The organism is Caballeronia jiangsuensis, assembly GCF_046030135.1.
Taxonomy (GTDB): Bacteria; Pseudomonadota; Gammaproteobacteria; order Burkholderiales; family Burkholderiaceae; genus Caballeronia; species Caballeronia jiangsuensis.
In genome coordinates this window covers 43,910-64,058 of record NZ_JAQQDB010000040.1, presented here as the reverse complement: position 1 = coordinate 64,058, position 20,149 = coordinate 43,910, and the positions used below count along the sequence as shown (strand labels likewise).

13 protein-coding genes and 2 pseudogenes are annotated in these 20,149 nt (G+C 61.3%); 5 read left to right on the top strand and 10 right to left on the bottom strand.

The annotated features are described in order from the left end of the window. Positions 1-104: 104 nt before the first annotated feature. From PQR08_RS30960 to PQR08_RS30945, 4 genes are all read right to left on the bottom strand, one after another. On the bottom strand, positions 105-3,389 hold the full coding sequence (locus PQR08_RS30960) for a CHAT domain-containing protein (protein WP_408163487.1): 3,285 nt from the start codon (positions 3,387-3,389) through the stop codon (positions 105-107). 170 nt (positions 3,390-3,559) lie between these two features. Continuing rightward, positions 3,560-5,233 (bottom strand): CHAT domain-containing protein, encoded by a 1,674-nt coding sequence (locus tag PQR08_RS30955; protein WP_408163485.1) that lies wholly within the window; start codon positions 5,231-5,233, stop codon positions 3,560-3,562. Next, positions 5,223-8,030, bottom strand: coding sequence for a PAS domain-containing protein (locus tag PQR08_RS30950; RefSeq protein ID WP_408163483.1), 2,808 nt, complete (start codon positions 8,028-8,030; stop codon positions 5,223-5,225). The genes PQR08_RS30955 and PQR08_RS30950 overlap by 11 nt, the downstream gene beginning before the upstream one ends. A 117-nt stretch (positions 8,031-8,147) precedes the next feature. Beyond that, positions 8,148-11,819, bottom strand: coding sequence for a DUF7379 domain-containing protein (locus PQR08_RS30945; RefSeq protein ID WP_408163482.1), 3,672 nt, complete (start codon positions 11,817-11,819; stop codon positions 8,148-8,150). 599 nt (positions 11,820-12,418) lie between these two features. On the opposite strand from PQR08_RS30945, the gene PQR08_RS30940 reads away from it, so the two are divergent. Beyond that, positions 12,419-12,637: a hypothetical protein gene (locus tag PQR08_RS30940; RefSeq protein ID WP_408163480.1), complete on the top strand. Its 219-nt coding sequence runs from the start codon at positions 12,419-12,421 to the stop codon at positions 12,635-12,637. Positions 12,638-12,859: 222 nt separating this feature from the next. Further along, the gene (locus tag PQR08_RS30935) at positions 12,860-13,087 is read left to right on the top strand and encodes a hypothetical protein (RefSeq protein WP_408163478.1); all 228 of its coding nucleotides are present in this window, start codon (positions 12,860-12,862) and stop codon (positions 13,085-13,087) included. A 1,129-nt stretch (positions 13,088-14,216) separates the two neighbouring features. Here the strand turns inward: PQR08_RS30935 and PQR08_RS30930 are convergent. Continuing rightward, positions 14,217-15,125 carry an H-NS histone family protein gene (locus tag PQR08_RS30930; RefSeq protein ID WP_408163476.1) on the bottom strand — a complete coding sequence of 303 codons (909 nt, stop codon included), beginning with the start codon at positions 15,123-15,125 and terminating at the stop codon, positions 14,217-14,219. Positions 15,126-15,315: 190 nt separating this feature from the next. On the opposite strand from PQR08_RS30930, the gene PQR08_RS30925 reads away from it, so the two are divergent. After that, complete coding sequence (locus PQR08_RS30925; RefSeq protein ID WP_408163475.1) at positions 15,316-16,242, top strand: tyrosine-type recombinase/integrase; 927 nt, start codon at positions 15,316-15,318, stop codon at positions 16,240-16,242. Between the two features lie 258 nt (positions 16,243-16,500). Here PQR08_RS30925 and PQR08_RS30920 read toward each other — a convergent pair whose 3' ends face one another. Further along, positions 16,501-16,824 (bottom strand): hypothetical protein, encoded by a 324-nt coding sequence (locus PQR08_RS30920; protein ID WP_408163473.1) that lies wholly within the window; start codon positions 16,822-16,824, stop codon positions 16,501-16,503. A 401-nt stretch (positions 16,825-17,225) separates the two neighbouring features. Between PQR08_RS30920 and PQR08_RS30915 the strand changes: the two genes are divergently transcribed. Both PQR08_RS30915 and PQR08_RS30910 read left to right on the top strand, forming a co-directional pair. Continuing rightward, the gene (locus PQR08_RS30915; protein ID WP_250487895.1) at positions 17,226-17,555 is read left to right on the top strand and encodes a hypothetical protein; all 330 of its coding nucleotides are present in this window, start codon (positions 17,226-17,228) and stop codon (positions 17,553-17,555) included. A 134-nt stretch (positions 17,556-17,689) separates the two neighbouring features. Further along, entirely contained in the window at positions 17,690-17,956 is a 267-nt protein-coding gene (locus tag PQR08_RS30910) for a hypothetical protein (RefSeq protein WP_408163471.1), read from the top strand. A gap of 12 nt (positions 17,957-17,968) precedes the next feature. Here the strand turns inward: PQR08_RS30910 and PQR08_RS30905 are convergent, their stop codons facing one another. The 4 genes and pseudogenes from PQR08_RS30905 to PQR08_RS30890 form a co-directional block, all read right to left on the bottom strand. Beyond that, positions 17,969-18,412 (bottom strand): Fis family transcriptional regulator, encoded by a 444-nt coding sequence (locus PQR08_RS30905; RefSeq protein WP_408163470.1) that lies wholly within the window; start codon positions 18,410-18,412, stop codon positions 17,969-17,971. Between the two features lie 30 nt (positions 18,413-18,442). Next, positions 18,443-19,153, bottom strand: coding sequence for a hypothetical protein (locus PQR08_RS30900; RefSeq protein ID WP_408163468.1), 711 nt, complete (start codon positions 19,151-19,153; stop codon positions 18,443-18,445). 446 nt (positions 19,154-19,599) lie between these two features. Beyond that, positions 19,600-19,815: pseudogene (locus PQR08_RS30895) on the bottom strand (TetR/AcrR family transcriptional regulator); the annotation flags it as partial. Positions 19,816-19,825: 10 nt separating this feature from the next. Next, a pseudogene (locus PQR08_RS30890) lies at positions 19,826-20,137 on the bottom strand (hypothetical protein); the annotation flags it as partial. Positions 20,138-20,149 lie beyond the last annotated feature (12 nt).

Genomic DNA, 20,149 nt, shown 5'->3' with positions numbered 1-20,149 from the left:
GCTCCATGTGCTCAACTGTTATCTCTGCAAGATCCATGGACGAGTGCCATTGAAAACAAGTTTTCGTCCGTTCAAAGCGAAACGAATTTCGACCGCCATGCATATCACACTGACATCGTCTGCCCTTCGAGTTTCGCAGGCACCTGCGGTCTGATGCATGTGTCGGCATCGCAATGAACCGCGTACAGCAAGCCAAGCGGATTGTTGTGGTTGCGCAGAAACGACTTGCGCAGATCAAGGAAGGTCCGGCCCAGTGCAGCGCCACCCAGGAACTTGTCAAAGAACGCGGCGGCCCATTCCGTGGCGAAGAGCGCGGGCATCTTGCATTCGGTTCCGATCACCCCCCTCGCACCCTTGCTCATGAAATATGGTGCGAAGCCATCATAAAACGCAGGCGACATCGTGGCGGATTCGCACGCGTTGATGAACACGAGCGGGCTGCCGGCAAGCCGCACATCGGTTCCTGCGTTGAGAACAATGTCGTTCAGTGTGCGCGCCGCGTCCGTCAACTCAATACTCGACGCGGACGGCCCACCGCTCTGCGTAAGTCCGCGCGAATCGGCGTGGCAATAAAAGTAAAGAACCTGCTCCGGCGTGGATGGATTATTCAGCGTGCGCATCAGCGTCTGCCACGAAGTATGCTCGCTCACTCGCACTCGCTCGCCGTGGAGACCTTTCCAGAAATCGCGCTGCTGGCCGACGAACGGCCTGCGCATCTGAGTGTCGATTTTGTCATTGAAGTTCACCCCGACATGCAAAACCGGATCGTTGCTGACAATGGTGCTGTCGAAGGTGGTCATCGGCTGCTGCAACGGAATCTGCTCGATGATGTGCCGCATGCCGAGGAAATTGGACCAGTCGAGCACGGCGTCGTCGGCGGCGCTTCCCAGATAAAGCATGCCCCACGGCAGCGGCATGCTCTCCGCGATGATCTGCAGCTTGAGCGGCGGCCCATCGGGCGCGGTGCCGAGCCTGCGCAACAGCCGCGCCACGGCCCTCGAGTCCTCACCGGCGCCCGGCCCTTCGAACACCGTCCGAAGCAGGCTCGCGCCCGCCCGCGCCATGATGCGCAACGCGTCCTCGGACGGCTTCGACTTTATATCGATGCTCGCCTGAAACGGGTATTGCCCGCTATCGTCCTGATACGTGACGACCTGCATGAGGCTCTCGCGCGCGTTCGTGACCGCGTCGTCGAGCAGCGCGGCCGAAACCGGCAAGCGCGCGCGCATCGCGACCGGCCCGCACACCACGCATTCGTATCCGCCGGTCCCCGGTGAAATCAGCAGGAGCAGATCCCGAGGCTGGAGGATTCTGCTGTCCGACAGCACCCGACCGCGCGTGCTCGTTGCCGTTGCTTCGCGCGGTTGACCAACGACAATGGTCAAGTCAAGCCGTTGAACGAAATTGCCGTCCTTCGAAAAAATCGCGCTCAGGAGACATGGACCGTCATGTCTCGGCGCAATCTCGAAGCGCGCCTTCGTGCGCGAGCGACCGGTTCGCGTCAAGCGGATCGTTCCCATCGGCCCGCCGATCTCGAAGTCGCTGCTCTCGAGTTGCACGCGGAGCGCTATCTCTTCGACGCCTTGAGGAAAGAGGGCACGCTCATCTGCCAAAAGCACCTCCGAAGCCATGCCTTGCTGCGTCACATCGACATTCAGCGCCAGGACATAGAACGTGCCCGCACAAAGCGGCTCCGCGGGATCGATGTCCTCCAGATCGGCGTTGATGTAACGCACAGGCGATTTGGGCGCCGCCGCCTCGCCCGTCCCGAGATTCGCCGGACCGGGCACGGATCCGGAAACCGTCGCTTCCAGGACAGCCGCTCCGCCGGGCTCGGCTGGCTCGCCGCCTTGAGGCACCGGTGACGAGCCGCCACCGAGCAGGCCGGGTATCGGTTCTTCGGGCGCGAACACCACGCCGCCACGCCGCGCGAACTTCCTGGGCGCGGCGGAAGCAGGCACCGACGGCGGCGCCACCGAACCGCCACGCGTTGACGATCGGCTCAGCAAGCCGGGAACGGCCTCGGGCGGCGCAGCGGCCAGCACGGCGTCCCAGAAGAGATGCGCCACTTCGGGATGCGCAATATCGCTATGCGCGCCGGATGCGCCATCGCCGTTGCAGATCACACTGCTCGCATCGACGTTGTAAATCGTCCCGCTTTTAAAGGCGTACGCGTTCAGCGACTTCATGATCTTGAGATCGACCGCGTCGCTCGCACCCTGGATGCCGAACGCGCCGATGCCGCCGTACTCGGGATAGTCGGGCTCGCCGAGCACCAGTTGCCGCTTGAGCCGTGCGCCGAGCGGATAGAAACGCCCGACGGCGGTATCGAAGCTGGAACGCGTCGTGACGATCGGCCCGCTGACCAGCCCGCGCTGGACGATGCGTCGAAAATAGCCAGTCTTGCCAGACGCATACGGAATGGCCGATGCATACGCCCAGAGCGACAGCGCGCCCTGCACGAGGAACAGCGTGTCCACCGGCCGCCTGAGCGCGCTCGGCGCATCGCTGCCGGGTCCGGCCACCATCGCCGATACGACGATCGAGCCGAAGCTGTGGCCCATCAGATGAATGCGAGCCTCGGGCGCGGCGACCTGAAGCGCGATCAGCAATGAATGCGCGCCGGTCTCGCCGAACGTGCGCGCTCGGTCCTTCATCTTCCAGAACGACAGTTGCCGCAGCGGCGACAGCGCGAAGTTGCGCAGCCCGAGCACGCCCGGCGCGGGCGCATCGTCCTCGCCCGGCCCGGCCGCCTGCTCTGCGATGACCCGGGCGTCGAACATGTCCTGATCCGCACCCGGCCGTCCGCTCAGGTTGCCCGCCTGTATTCCCGATGCGGCGAAGAGCCGGGCGTACGCATCGTCGATCTCGGGCGGCAGTTCGGCGCGGATAGCCGTCTGCGCGTAACCGAGAATCTGCTGCACCGCCTCCCCCACCTGCTGCGCGCGTTCCCGCGGTAATCCGTTCGCGAGCTGCCGGACGATCTCACCGGCATCTTCGTTCCTTGCCGGGTTCGGCGCGGGCGTCGCGCCCAGCAGTCCCGGAGCAGCATTCGGCGCCGCGTCCTCCATGCCCCAAGGCAAGCTCGGCCAATGAAGCCCGACGATCAACGGCGCGAAGCCGGGGCGTACCGCCCGCATGCGTTCGATGTCGCCGGCCGAATCCGCCATCACCCCGATCCATCGATCGTACTGTTCGATCGAAGCCGGAATGTCGCCTTTCCAGCCGTGACTCGTGATGAAGATGTCGGTCACCGGCCGCGTGCCGTCCGTCAGCCGATGCAGGATGGCCTCGCTCAGTCGGCCGCCGTCGATATCGGTGCGTTCATTGCCGTCTTCATCGAACAGGATGAGGTAGTACTCCAGACCATGAATGTTGCGAACGGGCATGTCGGTCTCCCTGATGTTTCGCCGCCGGGCCGCTCATGCACGCACGGCAGCATTCCATGAAACAGCCAAAGCATGCGGGCGACCTCGCGGATGCGAGCTGATCGACGCGCGACGGCGAGCGGCGATCGGCCAGCATGTCCGACGCTCGCGTCCATCCGGTAGCCCGGTGATCAATCGCGCAAGACGGCCACCGCCGACGCCCATTGAAGCAATTGCGTCTGAATCGGTTTTTCGTCTCTGCACGCATCGCGAAAGGACTCGGCGAGCGAACTGCCCCGCTTGAAGTACGCGTGGTAGAAGCGCTCGAAGAATTCGGCACACTCTGCGTCATCGACCTCCCAGCGGAAACCGACGATGCCCTCCGCGCCGCCTCTCATGGTCTCGGTCGCCGTCACGACGGACGCGCTTCCACACGACGCCAGCACCATGAACTTGCAATTGCCTTCGTTGAGCCACTGGGCCACGTCGCGGATCGGCACGGCTTGCGCGAAGCCCGGCTCGTCCGGCAGAACGAGGAAAGGACTGTCCTTGACGCCCCGCAGGGCTATTGAGTGACCCGCGAAATGGAAGATATCGAAGCGGCCGTATTTCAGACGCTTTTTCAGCTCGTCGCGCAACCTGACTCCCACGGAAGGGGACGTTCCGATGCCGAGTTCGATCAGGGAGGAGATACGACGCGCGCCGCCTTCCTCTCCGCACTCGCGCAAGGTCGTCCGTTCCCTCTCGATATTTGTCAGATAATTGAGGGTGACCTTTCGAAGTTCATGATCAGCGTCGAGCCGAAGCATTACCGTGTTATCGACATCGCATGCCATAAACAATGTCCGATAGTTCTGTTGAGCCTCGAATTCCGATGGGCGCCCGCTGCCGCGCAGCGCCCGCTGGCCGAGATTGAGGCGTCGCGCCATCGGTACGCGCGGGCAAAAACACCAGTTCGCATCCTGATCGGGGTCGTCGTTCATGAATTCGAACGGAAGATTGAACATTTGGCTGTGCTCGGTCGAACCCACCTTGATCTCGAAACGAAGATCCATCTTTTCCTGCACGGGCGAAGGCCCGGGCATGTCTCTCCCTCCGAACGCCCTGATGATTCCGGGTCCGACCGTCTTCCTGATGAGCAGGTCGTACAGCCTGTTGCCCGCATCGATGAAGATCATGTCCGCGTTGTCCAGCGACACAGTTCCGCCATCGTCGGGATAGAACCTTTCGATCCGCTTGAGCACGGATTCGATGGCCTTCGGCGTGCCGTAGTCGATCGCCGTCGTCGAGGCGATCTTGTAGTTTCCTCGCAGCACGACGTAACGGGCCGCCTCATTGCCTACCGAAATGGTGTAGCGCATGGCACTCCGCGGCGGCATGACCGCGAGACCGGCAAGCGCCTCGGCGAAATCTCCGCTTCCCTCGGGGTCGTCGGGATCATCGGATCCCATCAGCCATAGACCGGTTAGGGGCCGGCCCACCGCCAGGCGTTGAATATCCTCGGCGGGAGCCGGGGACGCGATCAGCACGGGCACGGCCGGATGATCGATCTCGAGCTCATCGAGAAAACCGGTCAGCGTGAGGCCCCGGTTCTCGGCCTGCAGATCGCGGTTTATGGAGACCTGCGGGTCGAGTAAGACCAGCGCTGCCTCGCAGCCCGTCTGCGCCTTCTTCCGGAACCAGTCTCTCGCCTCCTCGATGGACGCCAGCTCTTCGATCTCCAGATCAACGAACGTTGCCGAATCCGGAAAGCTATCCTGGAGGTAGTGCAATTCCTCGACGCGCTGGCGAATCAATTCGACATTCACCGGGCGGTTGGTCAGCAGCAGTATGACCCGCGAATGTTTTGGCGTTTCATTGTCCATTTGAGTCGTCCCCCTCACGACGCGGAAGCATGATCTTGAAACTCGTCAACGGGCGGGAGAAATCACCATCCCGAATGTCGCGTGGTTCGGTCGTCAAAGTGCCGTGATGCGCGCCGACGACAGCGCGAATGCTGCCCATGGCGAGTCGCGCGCTGTCCCGCGCGGCGTCGAACACGAACTGAAGCGGATCGGCTTCCCTGCTCTGTGCTACCGCACCGGGCCGCAACGCGTTCGATGGACGGGCAAAGTACATCTTGAGACGCACGGCCGGCGGCCAATGCTGCGGCGGCAGTCTGAGGCGCAGCGAAAGTCGGATCAGCGTGTCGTCGATGGGACGGGTCAGTAGGAGATAGCCGAGTATCGAGCGGATCACGAACGCGAGCCGCTCCTCGTCGCCCTCGACGATGAACGGGCCCTCGTCGGAGAAGCGCTGCAGCACGCGCTGATCGCGCTCGGGCAGCGTCGCGACGATGCCGTCGAGGCAAGCGCGCAGATCCACCGGCGCGTCATTGCGCATCGGCTTGTCGCGCACCGGGTCCGCCTCGACGAGGCGCTCGTACGTGATATCGGCCTTGCAGAGCTCCGCTGACAGCCGCTTGCACAGGTCCTTGAATTGAGCGGTGTTGCTGTCGACGGAGCTTCGCGCGTCGGGTCCGGATTGTCTTGCCAGCTGGCGGAACAGCGACGACGCGAGCGAGATGGGCGCACGCGCCTGTTGCGCGACTTCCGCGACGACTTCGCGGAGATAGCGCATGTCTCTGCTCCAGGCGAGAGTGCTCAGGTCGGTGAAAAACCAGATGGCCGTGTCGAAGGCGTCATTCAGCGTGACGCGCGTCGCCATCACGAGCCGCTTTGAGCCGTCCGTCGCCACCAGTTCGATGCGCCGGTTCGATGTGCTCACGCCGACGCCGCCCGTCAGGACGATTCGCGCGTGCTCGTTGGATCCGTAATCCCAGATCGGCTTGGGATCGCCGCGCTGAACGTTCTCCAGGCCAAGCATGTCGGAGGCGGCGGGGTTGTTTTCGAGGATCACGCCGTCCATGCCGACCAGCACGGTGCCGCGCTCGCTTTCGCGCATCAGCCGCGCGTTGGTTTCGGTATGAAGTCGTTCCTGCAAGGAATGCTGAATGTCCGTCCGCAGCTCCAGGAGCGAGTCGCTGTCGGGCCCGAGAAACGCCTTCAGCTTCTTCGACTCGATCAGGAAGATCCAGCGGGGGCGATTGCTCAGTTCGATCGTAAAGGTCATGACCGACTTCACCCACGACCGCGTTCGTCGATATCCGCACTGGTCGACGCCCGATTCCCCGACGCCGTTCACGACAGCCACGCCTTCCCCGGAATCCAGCGTGGCGCCCAGAATGCCTTCCTTTAGCGGGACATGCGCTTCGGGGACGCGATCGTCGCCATTCCGTGGCGCATGCGCGATGCAGATGAAGCTCCCGGCAAGCCTGTCCACCCGATAGAGCGCGACCAGGTCCCACTTGAGCCGGGACTGCATCTCCTCGACAACCCTCTTCGCCCCCTTCAGCGGATCCTTGAATCGGTTCACGATCTGCTTGATGTCCGCTCTGAATAGGTGTCCCTCCTGCTTCAGTTGCTCCTCGCAGCGCAGCAGGATCGACTCGAGACCCAGGTCGCTCAGCGTCTCGTAGTCGGACCATTTATACCGTTGACACGCCGTGGAGCAGAGGGACAGAGCGGAGGTCGCGCCATTCGGCCCGTTCACGATGAGTGTGACGGACGACTCGATTCTGGCGCCGCGGTACGCATTGACCACTTCGTTTTTTGCCAGCGACGGATGCTTGATCAACGCCTCGGATATGCTTCCGCTGATGAAGTCTTTCTGCTCGATCATGTTCTGGACCAGACCCGCGTCCAGCGGCAACCATCGTTCCGGCCAGACGACTTTCTCCTTGCCGTACAGCGCAACGGCCTTGAACAGCTTGCAATTGTCGGCGTATATGCCGAAGATGGCGTGATCGAAAGGGATAAGCGGCTGAATCTTCTCGAGTATTGCGCCGAGACGGCAGCGCCAGTCCTGATTGAGCTGATCCAGTGCAATCGTCGCGATTTCGCCGCGAACCTGCCGCGTGAGCGACGACTCGATCACGACCACCGCGCCGAACGCATGCCCGAACAGCGTCAGATCGGGGGTGAACACCAGCAATGCTTCGCATAACGAGGCGCCCGGACGCCGCGGAAGCAGCACGCGGAGCGTCTTGTGTGTCCCGTTCGAGACGCATTCGGCGAGCGTTTCCCTGATAGGCGCGCCGAGATCGGCGGGAAAGAAGGCTTCGAGCGCTTGTCCGGTCACGTCGCCCGGTTCCCGTCCGAATATCTTCTGCGCTTCTTCGTTGGCGTAGCGCACGATGCCGTCGACGCTCACGCGCATGACGGTGTAGGGCGTCCTGGAGAAGCGCACGGTTTCCGCCCTGCGCAGAGCGGTGCAATCGGTGACGATCGCCACCTTCCGATCCGTATCGCGCACCCGATAGACCACGCGCACTACGGCGGGCAACTGCTCCCGGAACTTGCTTTCCCAGATGCCGCATACGCCGGGCGCGTCGGCGTGCTCGTCGGCCAGCGCCGCTGGATCGATGCCGAACGCGTCCGCCAGCGTGCTCCCGACGAGTCCGGGCGAAAGCGCGTTCAGCGCCTCGTTCGCCTCGATGACCACACCCTGCCCATCCACGAACGCACAAGGCAGATCGGAGGCGAGGAGCGCGTTCGCCGTGGCGGCGTCGCAAGTGCGCAACTCGCGCAGCGCGTCAGGAACTTCGTGAGCGATTGTCGACATGATGTTCTCCGCATGGAGCCGAATCGACGTCCGGATAAACCCGCCGGACGGGTCGGACGAAGGGCGCGTCCGCTCGCCTCGAAATGGGCCGATGAAGGGTTGGCGCCTGGACCGCGTTCAACCGGTCATCGAAACGGCTTCCTTCGCGGACGGCGAACGCGTCCGCGCCGGGCGCTGCACGTTGAGGCGCGCATACGGATGTCCCCACACGGAATAGGCGAGCCAGCTGGGATCGCCCGCCTCCTTGGCCGCATTGCGCGCCTGACGAACCGCGGTGACGAGCGGCGCGCCTTCGGCAAGCCTTTGATAAAAGACGCGCGCGAACAGCGATGCCGTCATATCACCGACCGACCACATCGGCGCGACCAGAATCGCTGCATTGCAGGACTTGAGAAAGGTGATGCCAAGGCCGGCCGCGCCGGTCATACCCGCCGCCGGCACGCCTACCTGGCACGCATTCAGAAACACCAGCGGACGGTTTCCCGCGTGTCCCTGAAGGAAGAAGTCGCGCAGATACTCGGGCTTGCCGCCTGGACCGACCGGTTGAAGCAGCAGCCCGCCATCCCACGGCTGGTTCTGATTCGCTTCGCCGTGGCACCCTGCGTGAAAAAGGTCGAAGCGCCCCTTGCCGAACAGCTTGTGCATGCTGGAAGCGGTGGCCTCGAGCGGCCTCGCGTCAAACAATTCCTTGAGTAGCTGCCGGTCTTCGCTCGTTCCCGAGAGCGTGTAAGGCGGCGGATAGTCGGGTATCAGGTAATAGGTCTGTTCACAGTCGATCGTGACGACCGCCGGCGGATAACCGTAGTCGGAGTCCCAGCGCAACAGCCCCAGTTCGGCGAGGAAACATCCGCCCTCGGTGTTGCCGCCCTTCGACGGATCCCGCAGATAAAGCATCTCCCAGGGAATCGACGGCTCCCGTGTATAGACCCTCACGGCGCCGATGCGCTTCTCGGACCATGCTGACCACAATTCCCGGCGCACTTCTATGGGCACGAGCTGATCGCATAAGGCTGCGCCTCTCAGACATAGATTCTGCTGAAAGGTCTCCATGAATTCTCCGATCGCGCCCGGATTCTGCATGCTCGCGTGGTTCGCCTCCGCCCAGAACGCTTCGATATCGTCGTAGATGCTCTTGATATAAGCGGAGCGTACCTGCGTATTCATATCGGTCGACTGGCCGAACAGCATGACCTGCAGGTCGTCGGAGCTGAGGTCGTACTCCAGCCGCACGGTCTGATCGGTGTTTCGGGATGTATCGCGGATCCGTAGGTCGATCAGGCCGCCTTCGTCGTCGCTCAGATTGGCGGTACCCTGCACCGACATCTGCATCATCTCCGCCACGAAGCTCGGGCTGAGCACGATGGTGATGAGCTTGCGCTGCTCCTGGCTCGCGATGATCGAAACCTCGGCCGGCCCCTCGCTCAACCCGCGCACCTTGAATTCAACCATGCGCGGGACACCCGGCTCGGGCGGCGGCACGGACAGCCGCACGTCGCCCTCAATCCGACAATTCTGGCTGGTGGACGCCGTGACGATGATGGGAACCGAATCCTTGACGGCCGCCTCTCCACCGGCGTGCGTCGCGCCGGTCTCGAAGTGCAATTCCTCGCGCGAAATCCGGAAGGACACCGTCACCAGTTCTCCGATCCGGGGCCGAGAAGGCATCTCCGACTCGAAGTGACACGGAAACGACTCCGCCCCCTGCCCCGGCGCTTGCGCCGACGCCTGACGGGACGCGAGGTTCTCGCCTGGCCTGGTCCCATCGGCGGACTGCGCGGCCGATGCCGCCGCGCTTGCCTCCGACTCGTCCTGCTCGTCCAGTTCCTGATCGGCGTCGTCCTGCGGCATCGGCTGGCCTTCGTGTGCTGACTCGCTGCCCGCGCCTTCGGCCATTGGTCGTCTGAACGCTTTCGACCACTCCGCATCGGGGACAAAGCCGATGATTTCGCCGTTCTCCAGCACCACCGTGCGTCCGCTGATCTGGCCTCGAAACCCGTTGCCGTCCACGATAGGATTGCCGATTTCCCAGACGTCATCGAGCTCGGTCACGCTCTTCGATTGCGAGGCCACCTTCGTTTTCGCGGCCTCGTCGCGCCTGAGCGCCGCATTGACGTTTAGCCTGGGATCGGTTTCGGCGCCGAGCGCGCCCACGGCCCGGCGCAACTCGTCCGCGCGCAGCAGGTGATAGTAGACCCGGGTCTTGTTCCGCTGGACCACAACGGTGGCCGCGAGCGGATCGTCGCCGATCAGCGCGGGGACATCGGCGATGGGCGTCTCCCCGTCGATCCGCCTGACTGTGCTCTGGAACTGCGCGAACACGCCGCGCATGTCGAGCAGCCAGTCGCCGAGACGATCGTGCAGGTTCGCCGACGTGAAGTAGATGGTGTGATAGAGCCGGTCCATCGAAGACAGCAACAAGGGCTTGCCAAGCCACGCGTCGTGCAAACCGAACGCGCCCATCGACACGCAGTCGACCACCAGATCGTTCGGCTGGGCGAACACGGGGTCGGCCGCGTAGTACTGCAGGAGATCCTGGAATCCCGGTGAGATCCCCGGCGCCGCGCCCTGCGCGACATCGAACGTGGCGCCGGTCCAGAGGTAGCGCGGCGCTTCTGCGTTGGAGTCGGAGATTTTCGCCTCGTTGAGCGCGCGCACGAAGTCGCCTTGTGTACTCATGGCGGCGAGTCCCGGGACGCGTGATTCATCGATGCCCGTCACGGCGATCTGCTGCACCAGCGCAAAGATGCCGTCGAACGTTTCGGCGCCCAGCGTCGCGCCGGACGTCGAGGCGTCAACCGGTGCCACCAGGCGCGCGCCAGCGAGCGTCAGGTTCGTGTACAGGTTGAGCATGCGCTTCCGGTTTTCCGGGCGCGCGAGTTCGGTCCCACCGTTCGCGCAGCCGACGAAAACGATCTTGCCCGCGCGAAGTCCGGGCAACTTCAGCGGCAGCACGCGCTCGATGAGCGATCGCGCCACGAGACCCCCGCGGCCAAGGACGATCGCGTCGAATACCGCGCCCGGCGCGCAGCCGAGCGCTGCGAGTTCCCTCACGAGACGCTCGGCGTTTTGCAGCGGATTTTGCGTCAGCGTGTGATGGTCGAAGCCCAGCACGAGGTCGTAACGCGCGCGGGCCGCGGCAAGGAGTCCGCGTCCGCCTTCCGTGCTCGCGAGCCCGCCGAAGCTGTCCTTCGTGCTGGAGAACAGGTCGTGCACGAGCAGCAGTATTTTGCCGGGCGGCCGGGCGCGAGCCGGCAAATCTCCGGGGCCCCATTCGGCCGGCTCGAGCGCCGTGAGCGGCACGAGACCTTCGTGACGATCCCCCTCGAACGCGAGCGCGCCATGCATGCGTGATGCCCGGTCGGGAAAGCGCAGCACATACACGCACACGGGCTTGCCGAGCCATTCGGCGATGACCTCCTGAGCGATGCGAAGCGTCCCTGCATCGTCGGCACCGGGACGCCGTATGGGCAAGAGCTCGAACTCGAGCGTTCCGGCATCCGAACCGTTCGCCGTTTCCTGCCCTTTCGGGTAGCGCCAGGTGAACGCGCCTTCCCGCTCCACGAGTACGACGACGTGCCCGTCCAGCGCGGGCACCGTCAGTTTCACGAGATCCACAACGATCGGCGCGCCACCGTGTTCGAGTTCGAGCCGAAACGCGTCGTTGCAGGTAAAACCTGCCGCGAGAAGATCTCGAGCGAGTGGGTGACCGTCGAGCGTAGACGCTAGCCGCCTGAAATCGATGCCGTCGGGAAACGTGATTTCACCGCTACTCGTGCGATGGTTTGCCATTTCACCCTCCTTCTCCGGACATCGCCGCGCAGCTTATCGGACGCACTGATTTCGGCATGTAACTTTAGTCGATGAAATTCGGATACCCAAGGAAAGACGATCACCAGTGCGCGAAATCACACATGACCAGCGACTTTTTCGAAAGCACGTTGCTTGAAGAGAAATCCAGATAAGCAAGCCGCCCCGATACGTCCGTGCGATCTATTAATCGGCTTCATACTTGCGAGTCGGAATTGCTTTTGCGAGGCCCGGCTGTGGTTTGTCGCCGAGCGTCGAATGCTTGGCGAGTTTGTTTTTCTTGCTCCACGCCACGTCTTGCAATCGGCGTCAGCCTTGTTCAAATTGTTTTCGAAAAGCGACGCTCTCTCGGAGATCGTCGGCTCTTCCCGGAACTGGTTCGGATTGTTTCCGGAAGCAACGCCTTTGCTCACTTTATAAGATGAGTAATCCATCAGCCGCTGAATGTTAAGGACGCCATTTCATATGGCTACACCCTGGCCACGGTAACTCCACGGCAAAACCCATCGACGTCTTTCTAATCTAAGACGGTCGAATTTGGCCACGGCTGGGTGAATTACGCAGGCTGGAGTAACCGACCGGTGACCGCCCCCGATCTCGAGGAGATGCTGTTCGAAGCAGAAGGTTCTCCCGAACTCATCAGAGCCGCGACCGAGCAGAGTGAGGGCTTGGGCACCGTCATCCGGTCGCTGGTGGGCCTGGAACGCGAAGCCGCGATGCAGGCGGTCAGGGAGTCCATCAGTGGGACCATCGCCGCGCGGATCAGATCGAATTCATCAACCTTATTGTTGAAGAACTGATGCAGATGGGCTCATGGATGCATCGCGTCTATATAAAAGTCCGTTTGTAGATATGTGTCTTTCCGGGCCCGAGACGATCTGTCGCGCGGATCAGGTCGACCAGTTGATCACGGTGATGGATTTGATCCGTGGCAGAGCCGCCGCATAAAGCCTCTTGTCTCGGTACAACCCTGTTGATGCCTACGAAGCAGGCGTCCTGGGGGATTGCGCATTACAGCAGCGATGCTGGTGCTCGAACCGATCTTCGAAGCGGACCTTCCACCAGAGCAGTACGCCTACCGCCCGGGGCAAAATGTCCAGCAAGCGGCGATCGAGGTGGGGGAACGGCTGCGCCGAGGGCAAACGGATGTCGTTGACGCGGACCTGGCGGACTACTTCGGCAGCATTCCGCATGCCGAACTGACGCTGTCGCTCGCCGACGCATCGTTGATCGGCGTGTGCCGCATCTGATCAGGATGTGGCTGGAATGCCCCGTTGAAGAGACCGATTACCGACGCCGGCAGAAACGGACGACGGAGGCTCGAGATAGTCGGCGCGGGATTCCCAAGGCTCCCTCATTTCACCACTTCTTGCGAATGTTTACATGCTCCGGTTCGTGCTGGCGTGGAAGAAGCTCGGGCTTCAGCGCAGTCTTGGCAGTCGCGTCGTGACCTGCTCGGACAATCCCGTGATCCTGTGCAAGCGAGGCAACGCTGAAGAGGCGCTGCTGAACTTCCGTCAGATCTTCGGCATACTGAAGCCGAGGTCAACGAGGAGAAGACACGAATCTCCAAGGTGCCAGAGAGTGAGTTCGACTTCTTGGGTTTTACGTTTGGGCGGATGTAATCAGCAACGACCGGTCAGGCCCGCAAGAGTCTGAAGCCATCGAAGAAAAGTATCCGGCGCATGGTCGAAAAGATTTATGCAATGACCGCCCTCGGGACGGTATGGCAAGAGACCACGGAGTTGGTGGGCAAGTTGGACCGCATGTTGCGCGGCTGGGCGAATTATGTCCAGGTAGGACGCGTTAGCCGAGCATACGAGCAATCGACAGCTACACCGCGACGCGGTTGCGCCGATGGCTATGCAACAAGTACAAGCTCAGACGTCGCAGGGGCGGGACTTATCCATCCCCGCATCTCTACGGGTACTTCGGTCTCGTACGTATGAGTGCACTTGGGGGCGTAGCCCGGCGTGTGTGAAGGCGTGATGTCTTTCCCGAGAGCCCAGTGCGGGAGATCTGCACGCTGGGTTCGATGAGCGGGATGTGGAAACGGGGTTACGGCGAGGTTATTGGGGCACCGCCAGACGAAAGAGGAAGCAACAAACACACCGAGCCTACAGCTACCGCGCCACATCTCGACTCTACCGAGAATATGAGTTGAGTGATGCCGGCGGTTGCAGTTATGCCGCGCGACGCCGCCAAGGTCAGCAATCCGCCAGGCTGCTGCCGTTAAACGGAAGCAGCCTCGATGTCCGCATAGGCCGAATAAGGTGCTTTGCTTACGTTATGAGCTTCGATAGGTTTTCGCTTAATTCACCGAGAAAGCCATCTGAAGGTAATCGCCGCGCAGATTCTCCGCGGCGATTGCAGAATGCCTTATTGGCTCGGAATCTCGGCTTCCGCCGCAACGCTTTGAGCAGGGCTTTCAACGGGTGCAACACTCTCAACCGCTGCTCGTGACTTGCGGGCCGGACCCGTGCCCATAGAGCGAGCACGTTTTGTCGCCGCGCTCTGAGCGACCTTCGCCGCCGCCGTTGCTTTTTTCGCAGTTGCTCCCTTCTGGGCGACTACACTTTTGCTCGCCGCTGCCCCTTTCTTGGCAGCAACTCGTTTCTTCGCTGCAGGTCCCGTCTTCGTAGCCGCTCCCTTCTTCGCTGTCGACCTTTTCGACGCCGCTTTCTTCCCGACCGGCTTTACCGCGACCACTTTTATGGCTTTTTTCGATGCTGACTGCTTCTGAGCTGCACCCTTTTTCGCGGCGACCAGTGCGCCCGCGTTGCTCGCGCCCGCTGCACTGTCTTTCTCAATCAGGAATGCACTACGATCCTTTGCCCTCGCAATCCAACCAGGTGCGCGACCGAACCCGCTCCATGTCAATCCCGAGACCGGATCGCGATACAGAGCGGGCTGAGGTCCTTTGCGTGCGGCGATCCTGCGCTTTACCGACACCTTCGCGCGAACAGCAGCCTCGCCAGCACCCGCCGCGAGGAACGCGGTGCGATCGCTTGCATTCGCAATCCACGCCGGCGCCCTGCCCCGGCCGCTCCAGCTCGCACCGGTCTGCGGATCAACATACTTCGTTGAATCCGCTTTTCCCACTGCGTTTGCTTTGGTCTTACCCAATGCCTTGCCAACGAATCCGGCGACGTCATCGATCGAAATCTCATGACGCGCCATCAAGTCATGAATCTGCTTAATCACGCCGCTCGCAGCCTTGGCTTTTAAAGCTTGCGCCTGAGCTTCGAGTTTTTTGATCCGCGCTTGAATCGCTTCTAGCGTCGCCATTGCACTCTCCTATTCCGAAAATACTCGCACTATGCCACGGGCCCGCGGCAATGGGCTAGCAGCGAGCGTCTAATCAGCATCTAAAAGAACGGAGAAGGCGCGCTTCAAGACGGCTTTTCTGCTTGCAGATGTTGGCGAAGCGCCAGCTTCGCGTTAGATTAACGATTGGCAAATTCAGTATATCGACTTTATGTGCACCGACGAGTGGCTCTCTGATCCTGAAACCGCCTATTCGCAATGGCAGCGAGCGGAAGCCACCTGTGCCGATCGCCGTGCCTTTGCGGATCAGTCGATCGTCCAGCATTGCTCGATGTTTTCGCGATTCAATGACTATCTGGCGACCCGTGGGCAATGCGTAGCCACGTTCGGTGCCGATCACATCGATGCATTTTTTGGAGAACTCGCGCGCGACTGTCAGCCGGGGACCACGACTCGCTACCGATATCTGAAGCTCATCGATCGACTTGCCCGACATCTCGTTGCGCTTGAATTGCGCAAAGAGAATCCCGCCGCCGACTTGCTTGCGCGAGAGAACTGGCCCGAGGATGAACCGACGCCAATCTATCTATCTGAAGAGGACGACAAGCGCCTGCAGGCGGTGTGTCGGACGACGACTTGTGCATCCGCGAAAGCGTTACGCAATACGGCGATCGTCGCGCTCTTTCTCGGGTGCGGCGTCACGGCGGCTGAGCTGAGTCTGCTCCGGGTCGCGGACCTTGACATGGAGGGCAAGCGGCCTAGCGTGCTCGTTGAGAAACATGGTCCGCGGCTCGCCAGACGCGTACCGATCGACAGTTTCGCCACTGATGTGCTGCGCGCGTACTATGAGGCCCGGAAAGCGATTGTTTGCACGACGGACTGGCTTTTCGTGGCAACGGCCGCAGGCAAGCCTATGAAACCCGACACCTTGGTCAAGTGCGTTCGCACGGCGCTCGAGGCCGCGGGACTATCGGCCGCCGATGAAAGCCCTCGCCTCTTACGCAATACCTACGGAAGGCGCCACCTCGTCGCGGGGAAAACCAATGAGCAGGTCAGCAACCTACTCGGCCTGTCGAGCCACCGAACCGTGACGCGCCTTCGGTTCACGCTTGACGCTGCAGCTTGTGTCGAAGGCTAAACAACGAACGAAACGAAAACATGACGAAACGACCGAAATGAACGACCTGGCCGGGAAGATCGCGGTGGCAAAGGGGACGAAGGGCACGAAGGGCACGAATACGCACTGTTGCTCGTCATGCCGCAAGGCGACTATGAAGACGTTGCGCCCGAACGGATTGCAGAGGATGCACTGCGCGTCATGAATCACGGTTGGCCCGAGGGCTTCGGTATCGAAATCCTCAACCGATCGAAGTAAATCGATACGATACAACGCGTTTTAATCGACTAGCGCCGGTTCTGGCTCGTCGGGATTCTCATCTCGAGGTGGCGGCTTCAATCCAGCGAGCGCACGGTATCTCAGATGATGCTCCATGAGTAACAGGCGGATTTTTTCCATGGCGACCAACTGTCCGAGGTTCTCCTCTTCCCATGCCCGCCGGACCGAGGCAAAGAAAGTTTCGATCTCTCCTATGGTCTGGCGCGCCTGCGCAAGTTCGAGCAGCATGCGCTCAACGTCTGCGTTCCCACGGTACTTCTTCCATAGCATCCGCCCCTCGTCGACGCCGACGGGTTCGAAGCGGGGAAGCGTGCGTGTCTTCATGGGCGCCTGAGTGAACGTCTGCACAACGTTTAATTGAACGCGCGCTCAAGAGATCCAGCGCGAATGTCGCGATGCGGTGCACTGCGTGCGCGCTCTGCCGGCGAGCGGCATCAATCATCTCGTATCGCGAGCTCTGCGCCGAATCTCATCTGGGCAACATCTTAATGATCATCAGGACAGTTCGTGTCTTGTTCTGAGGATGGCACGCATATTCGAAGTCCGGTAGCTAGCTGGCGGGCGACTGCACTGGGGAAAGGGGTGCGCTCGTCTCTGCGGATCGAGTCCGCTGACTGTGGATTTTGCAGGGCTTCCTTGACTTCTCGATTAGATGAATAGGATCGGAGATGTGCCAAAACAATGGCGCAGGTGTTCAACCCTCCAATCCTTTCTTCCGAGCCTACATGCCCTATACCATCGATCCCCTGAGCATCCAGTTCACCGAGACACGGCATGGCGTCAACGCGACGGCCCGAATTCTGTTCGATGGGAAGAAGGTCGGCACCATCCACGACCACGCCGAACGCATCGTCACTGACGTGACGTTCAGCACGGAGGAAGACCGTGCCGCATTTGCGATTGAAGCACGGCGCATTCTTGCCACTGTGTTCGGAAAGGCCACCCATCACGATAGCGCCTTCATCTCGGAATACGCGCGGGCCTTATTGAAACAAGCCGAGGAGGAACTTCTGAAGCAGTCGCAAGACGATCACATATCCGATGACCGAGCATGACAGATCGATACGCCATGGGAGACTGGACGTCGGTTTGGGCAGGTGAACCCTTTCTGATTCATCGCCTCGTGCTCGATCTCCAATCTAGGTGCGTTATCGCGGGCCAGGACCGGTACAGGAGGCGGCGCACGCCAATGAGCCTCGCAGATCTCGCTTATGTGCAACAACTGCTCGACGAAACCTTTGATGACATCTGGTGGTCACCCGCCGAGTATCAATTCGAGCTTAGGAGCGACATCCCTGCTTGGGCGCTTGAAGCGTGGACTTGGCCATGCGAAACTCGCGAGAAGAGTGGATGCAATACCGACGAATCGCGTGAAGAGCCGCTGCAAATCGATCAGTACGGTTGCCGGTTCAGCGTCGCTCCAGTGCTCCTCTCATACAAGGGAGAGCTGGATTAGCCGACTTCCTGCTTAACGGGCCGTGCGTACCGAGGCGATCATCCGATCCAGACGCTTGGTGGCTGCCAAGACTTGACCGAATCGCACCTCTCTCATCTGGCGGTCGTACTCATTGATGACGGTGGTCAGCGACTGGACAAATGTCTCGTCGAAGTTCCATTCGCCGGTTGCCTTGCCTGCATCGAGGATCGCGAGCACAGCTTCTTCGACTTGACGAACGAATGACAGGTCGAGCACACCGTGTCCTGCTTCGGTAAGGAAACTTGTCAGCAGGACCGTGTGCGCGAGGATGGTCGTCTCGTGACTTCCGGCGCGGCCTCCTCGCACCGATTCGAGCGCAATCCGTGACTGGAGACACAGCGCGTCGGCCTCCTGCCGCGGCATGGGAAGCAGAAACCGCTTCGATTGTGCACGCGTCGGTGTCTTGGGCGATCTGCGCTTTTTGGAGACAGGCATCTCGTCAGGTCTACCATTCGGATCGTGCGTTCACTGCAGCGCGATGCGGGAATCCGCCCCAGCCGCTTCGGAGATGATCGCAGGTCCGACGCTCATCGTCTGGCGATTCCGGCGTGCGTCGCGTTTCTCCTCCGCGGCCGAAATGAAGGTCAGGAGGTCGCGGTTCAGGTCGGCATCCTTCGCGCCCGGCCGCCACGGCACACATCCGTGTTTTTTTCGTGTCTCCCGCGCCAGCGCCAGCGCATCTCGCGCGGCCTTTGCGCACTCGACGCTCACTTCCTCGCAAAGCGCGACAGGGTCGCCATAGTCGGCGAATGACCCGAGATCTTCACGACCCGCATGTATTCTGGCCGGGAAGTCACGCAAATCAGATACGACGCGATGGCCGAGTCGTCGCCACTGGATTTTTTCAGGAAACAGAAACGCTGGCAGCATGGCGCTTTTCACGGCCTCCCGGTTGCCCGTTCGGTCCAACTCGTCACGCGCCCAGTCAGCGCGATGCATCATGGCGCGGCAGACGCGGGCGTAACCCTCGAGCGAGATCGCCACTTCGAGGGCCGCGTCGCGCCGCTCACGTCGGTAAGTGACCCGATCTTTCAACCCTTGCACCAATAGCACCACGATGGAACTGATGGCACTCGACATGCCGGCAATGGCCAGCCACTGCGGCCAGTTGAGCTGAGTCAGAGAAGCTGGAATCTGCTGCCATTGCTGCCATTGCTGCAACTGGGCCTGCCACATCGCGCATCCTCCTCGTGAGCATGGGAGCAGGAATTATAGGGAGTTCTGCGCGCGCTCCCGACAGCCAGCAAGGCGTTCCCGCTCGTCGTGTGTGCTTTATGCGACGGGATCGCTAATTGACGGTCAGTCCGTATTGCGATTTGCCTGTACGCGTGCTCCCGCGCGTGGCGAATTTAAGCGGCTAATCAAGAAAGGTAAATCCCTTTGTGGCCAACTTTCTTTCCGCGCTATGCTGGGTTCTCGCGCACGAGATAATGGAGACACACAAAAATGATCTTCTATCACCACGGTGCAGCGATTCAACCGTCGGTCACACGCGTCGGACGCACCTACGTCGCCCGCGCCTCTATCCTGGAACGCGACGGCCACGCCACCTCGTTGGGCGATCTCGGTGCATTCGCAAGCAGGGACGGTGCATACCGAGTTTTTGTCGGCTGGCGCGGACTGTCGATCGCGTGGATCGACGACATCACGTCGGCGCTATACGCGTTCACGGCTTCGAGCGCGAGATCTTCCTTGGTCGGAAAGTAGTAGTGGATGCTGGACGTTTTCACGCCGACTAGTCCGGACTAGTCGCGGTAACTGAACCCGTTGTAGCCGCGCGTCATCAACAAGGTCTGGGCGTGATCCAGCAGCGCTTCGCGTACGGTGTTCTTGTCCATTTTTGTGCTTGTCCTTGAGCACTATCTCGAGCGCGCGTGCGAAAAACTCCATCGGAATCCCAAGCTTCCCCGGCAGATTGGCCTTGTGGTCCGTCGTCTCGAATGCGTTCCACAGGGTATCGGCGTCACTGACCAGTCGATATCCCGCATCAAACGCCTGCGGAACGTAGAAACATGTAAGACTCCATTCGCTGCCTTCAGGGTAGGCAATCTGATCGTAGCCGTTCAGGCATGTTGCCACGTCCCGTGCATTGCGAATGCCACAAAAGGCCAACTCCTCGACCATCGGACGCGCGACGATCCCTGTCTTGCCCGCGACCCGCGACCCGCGACC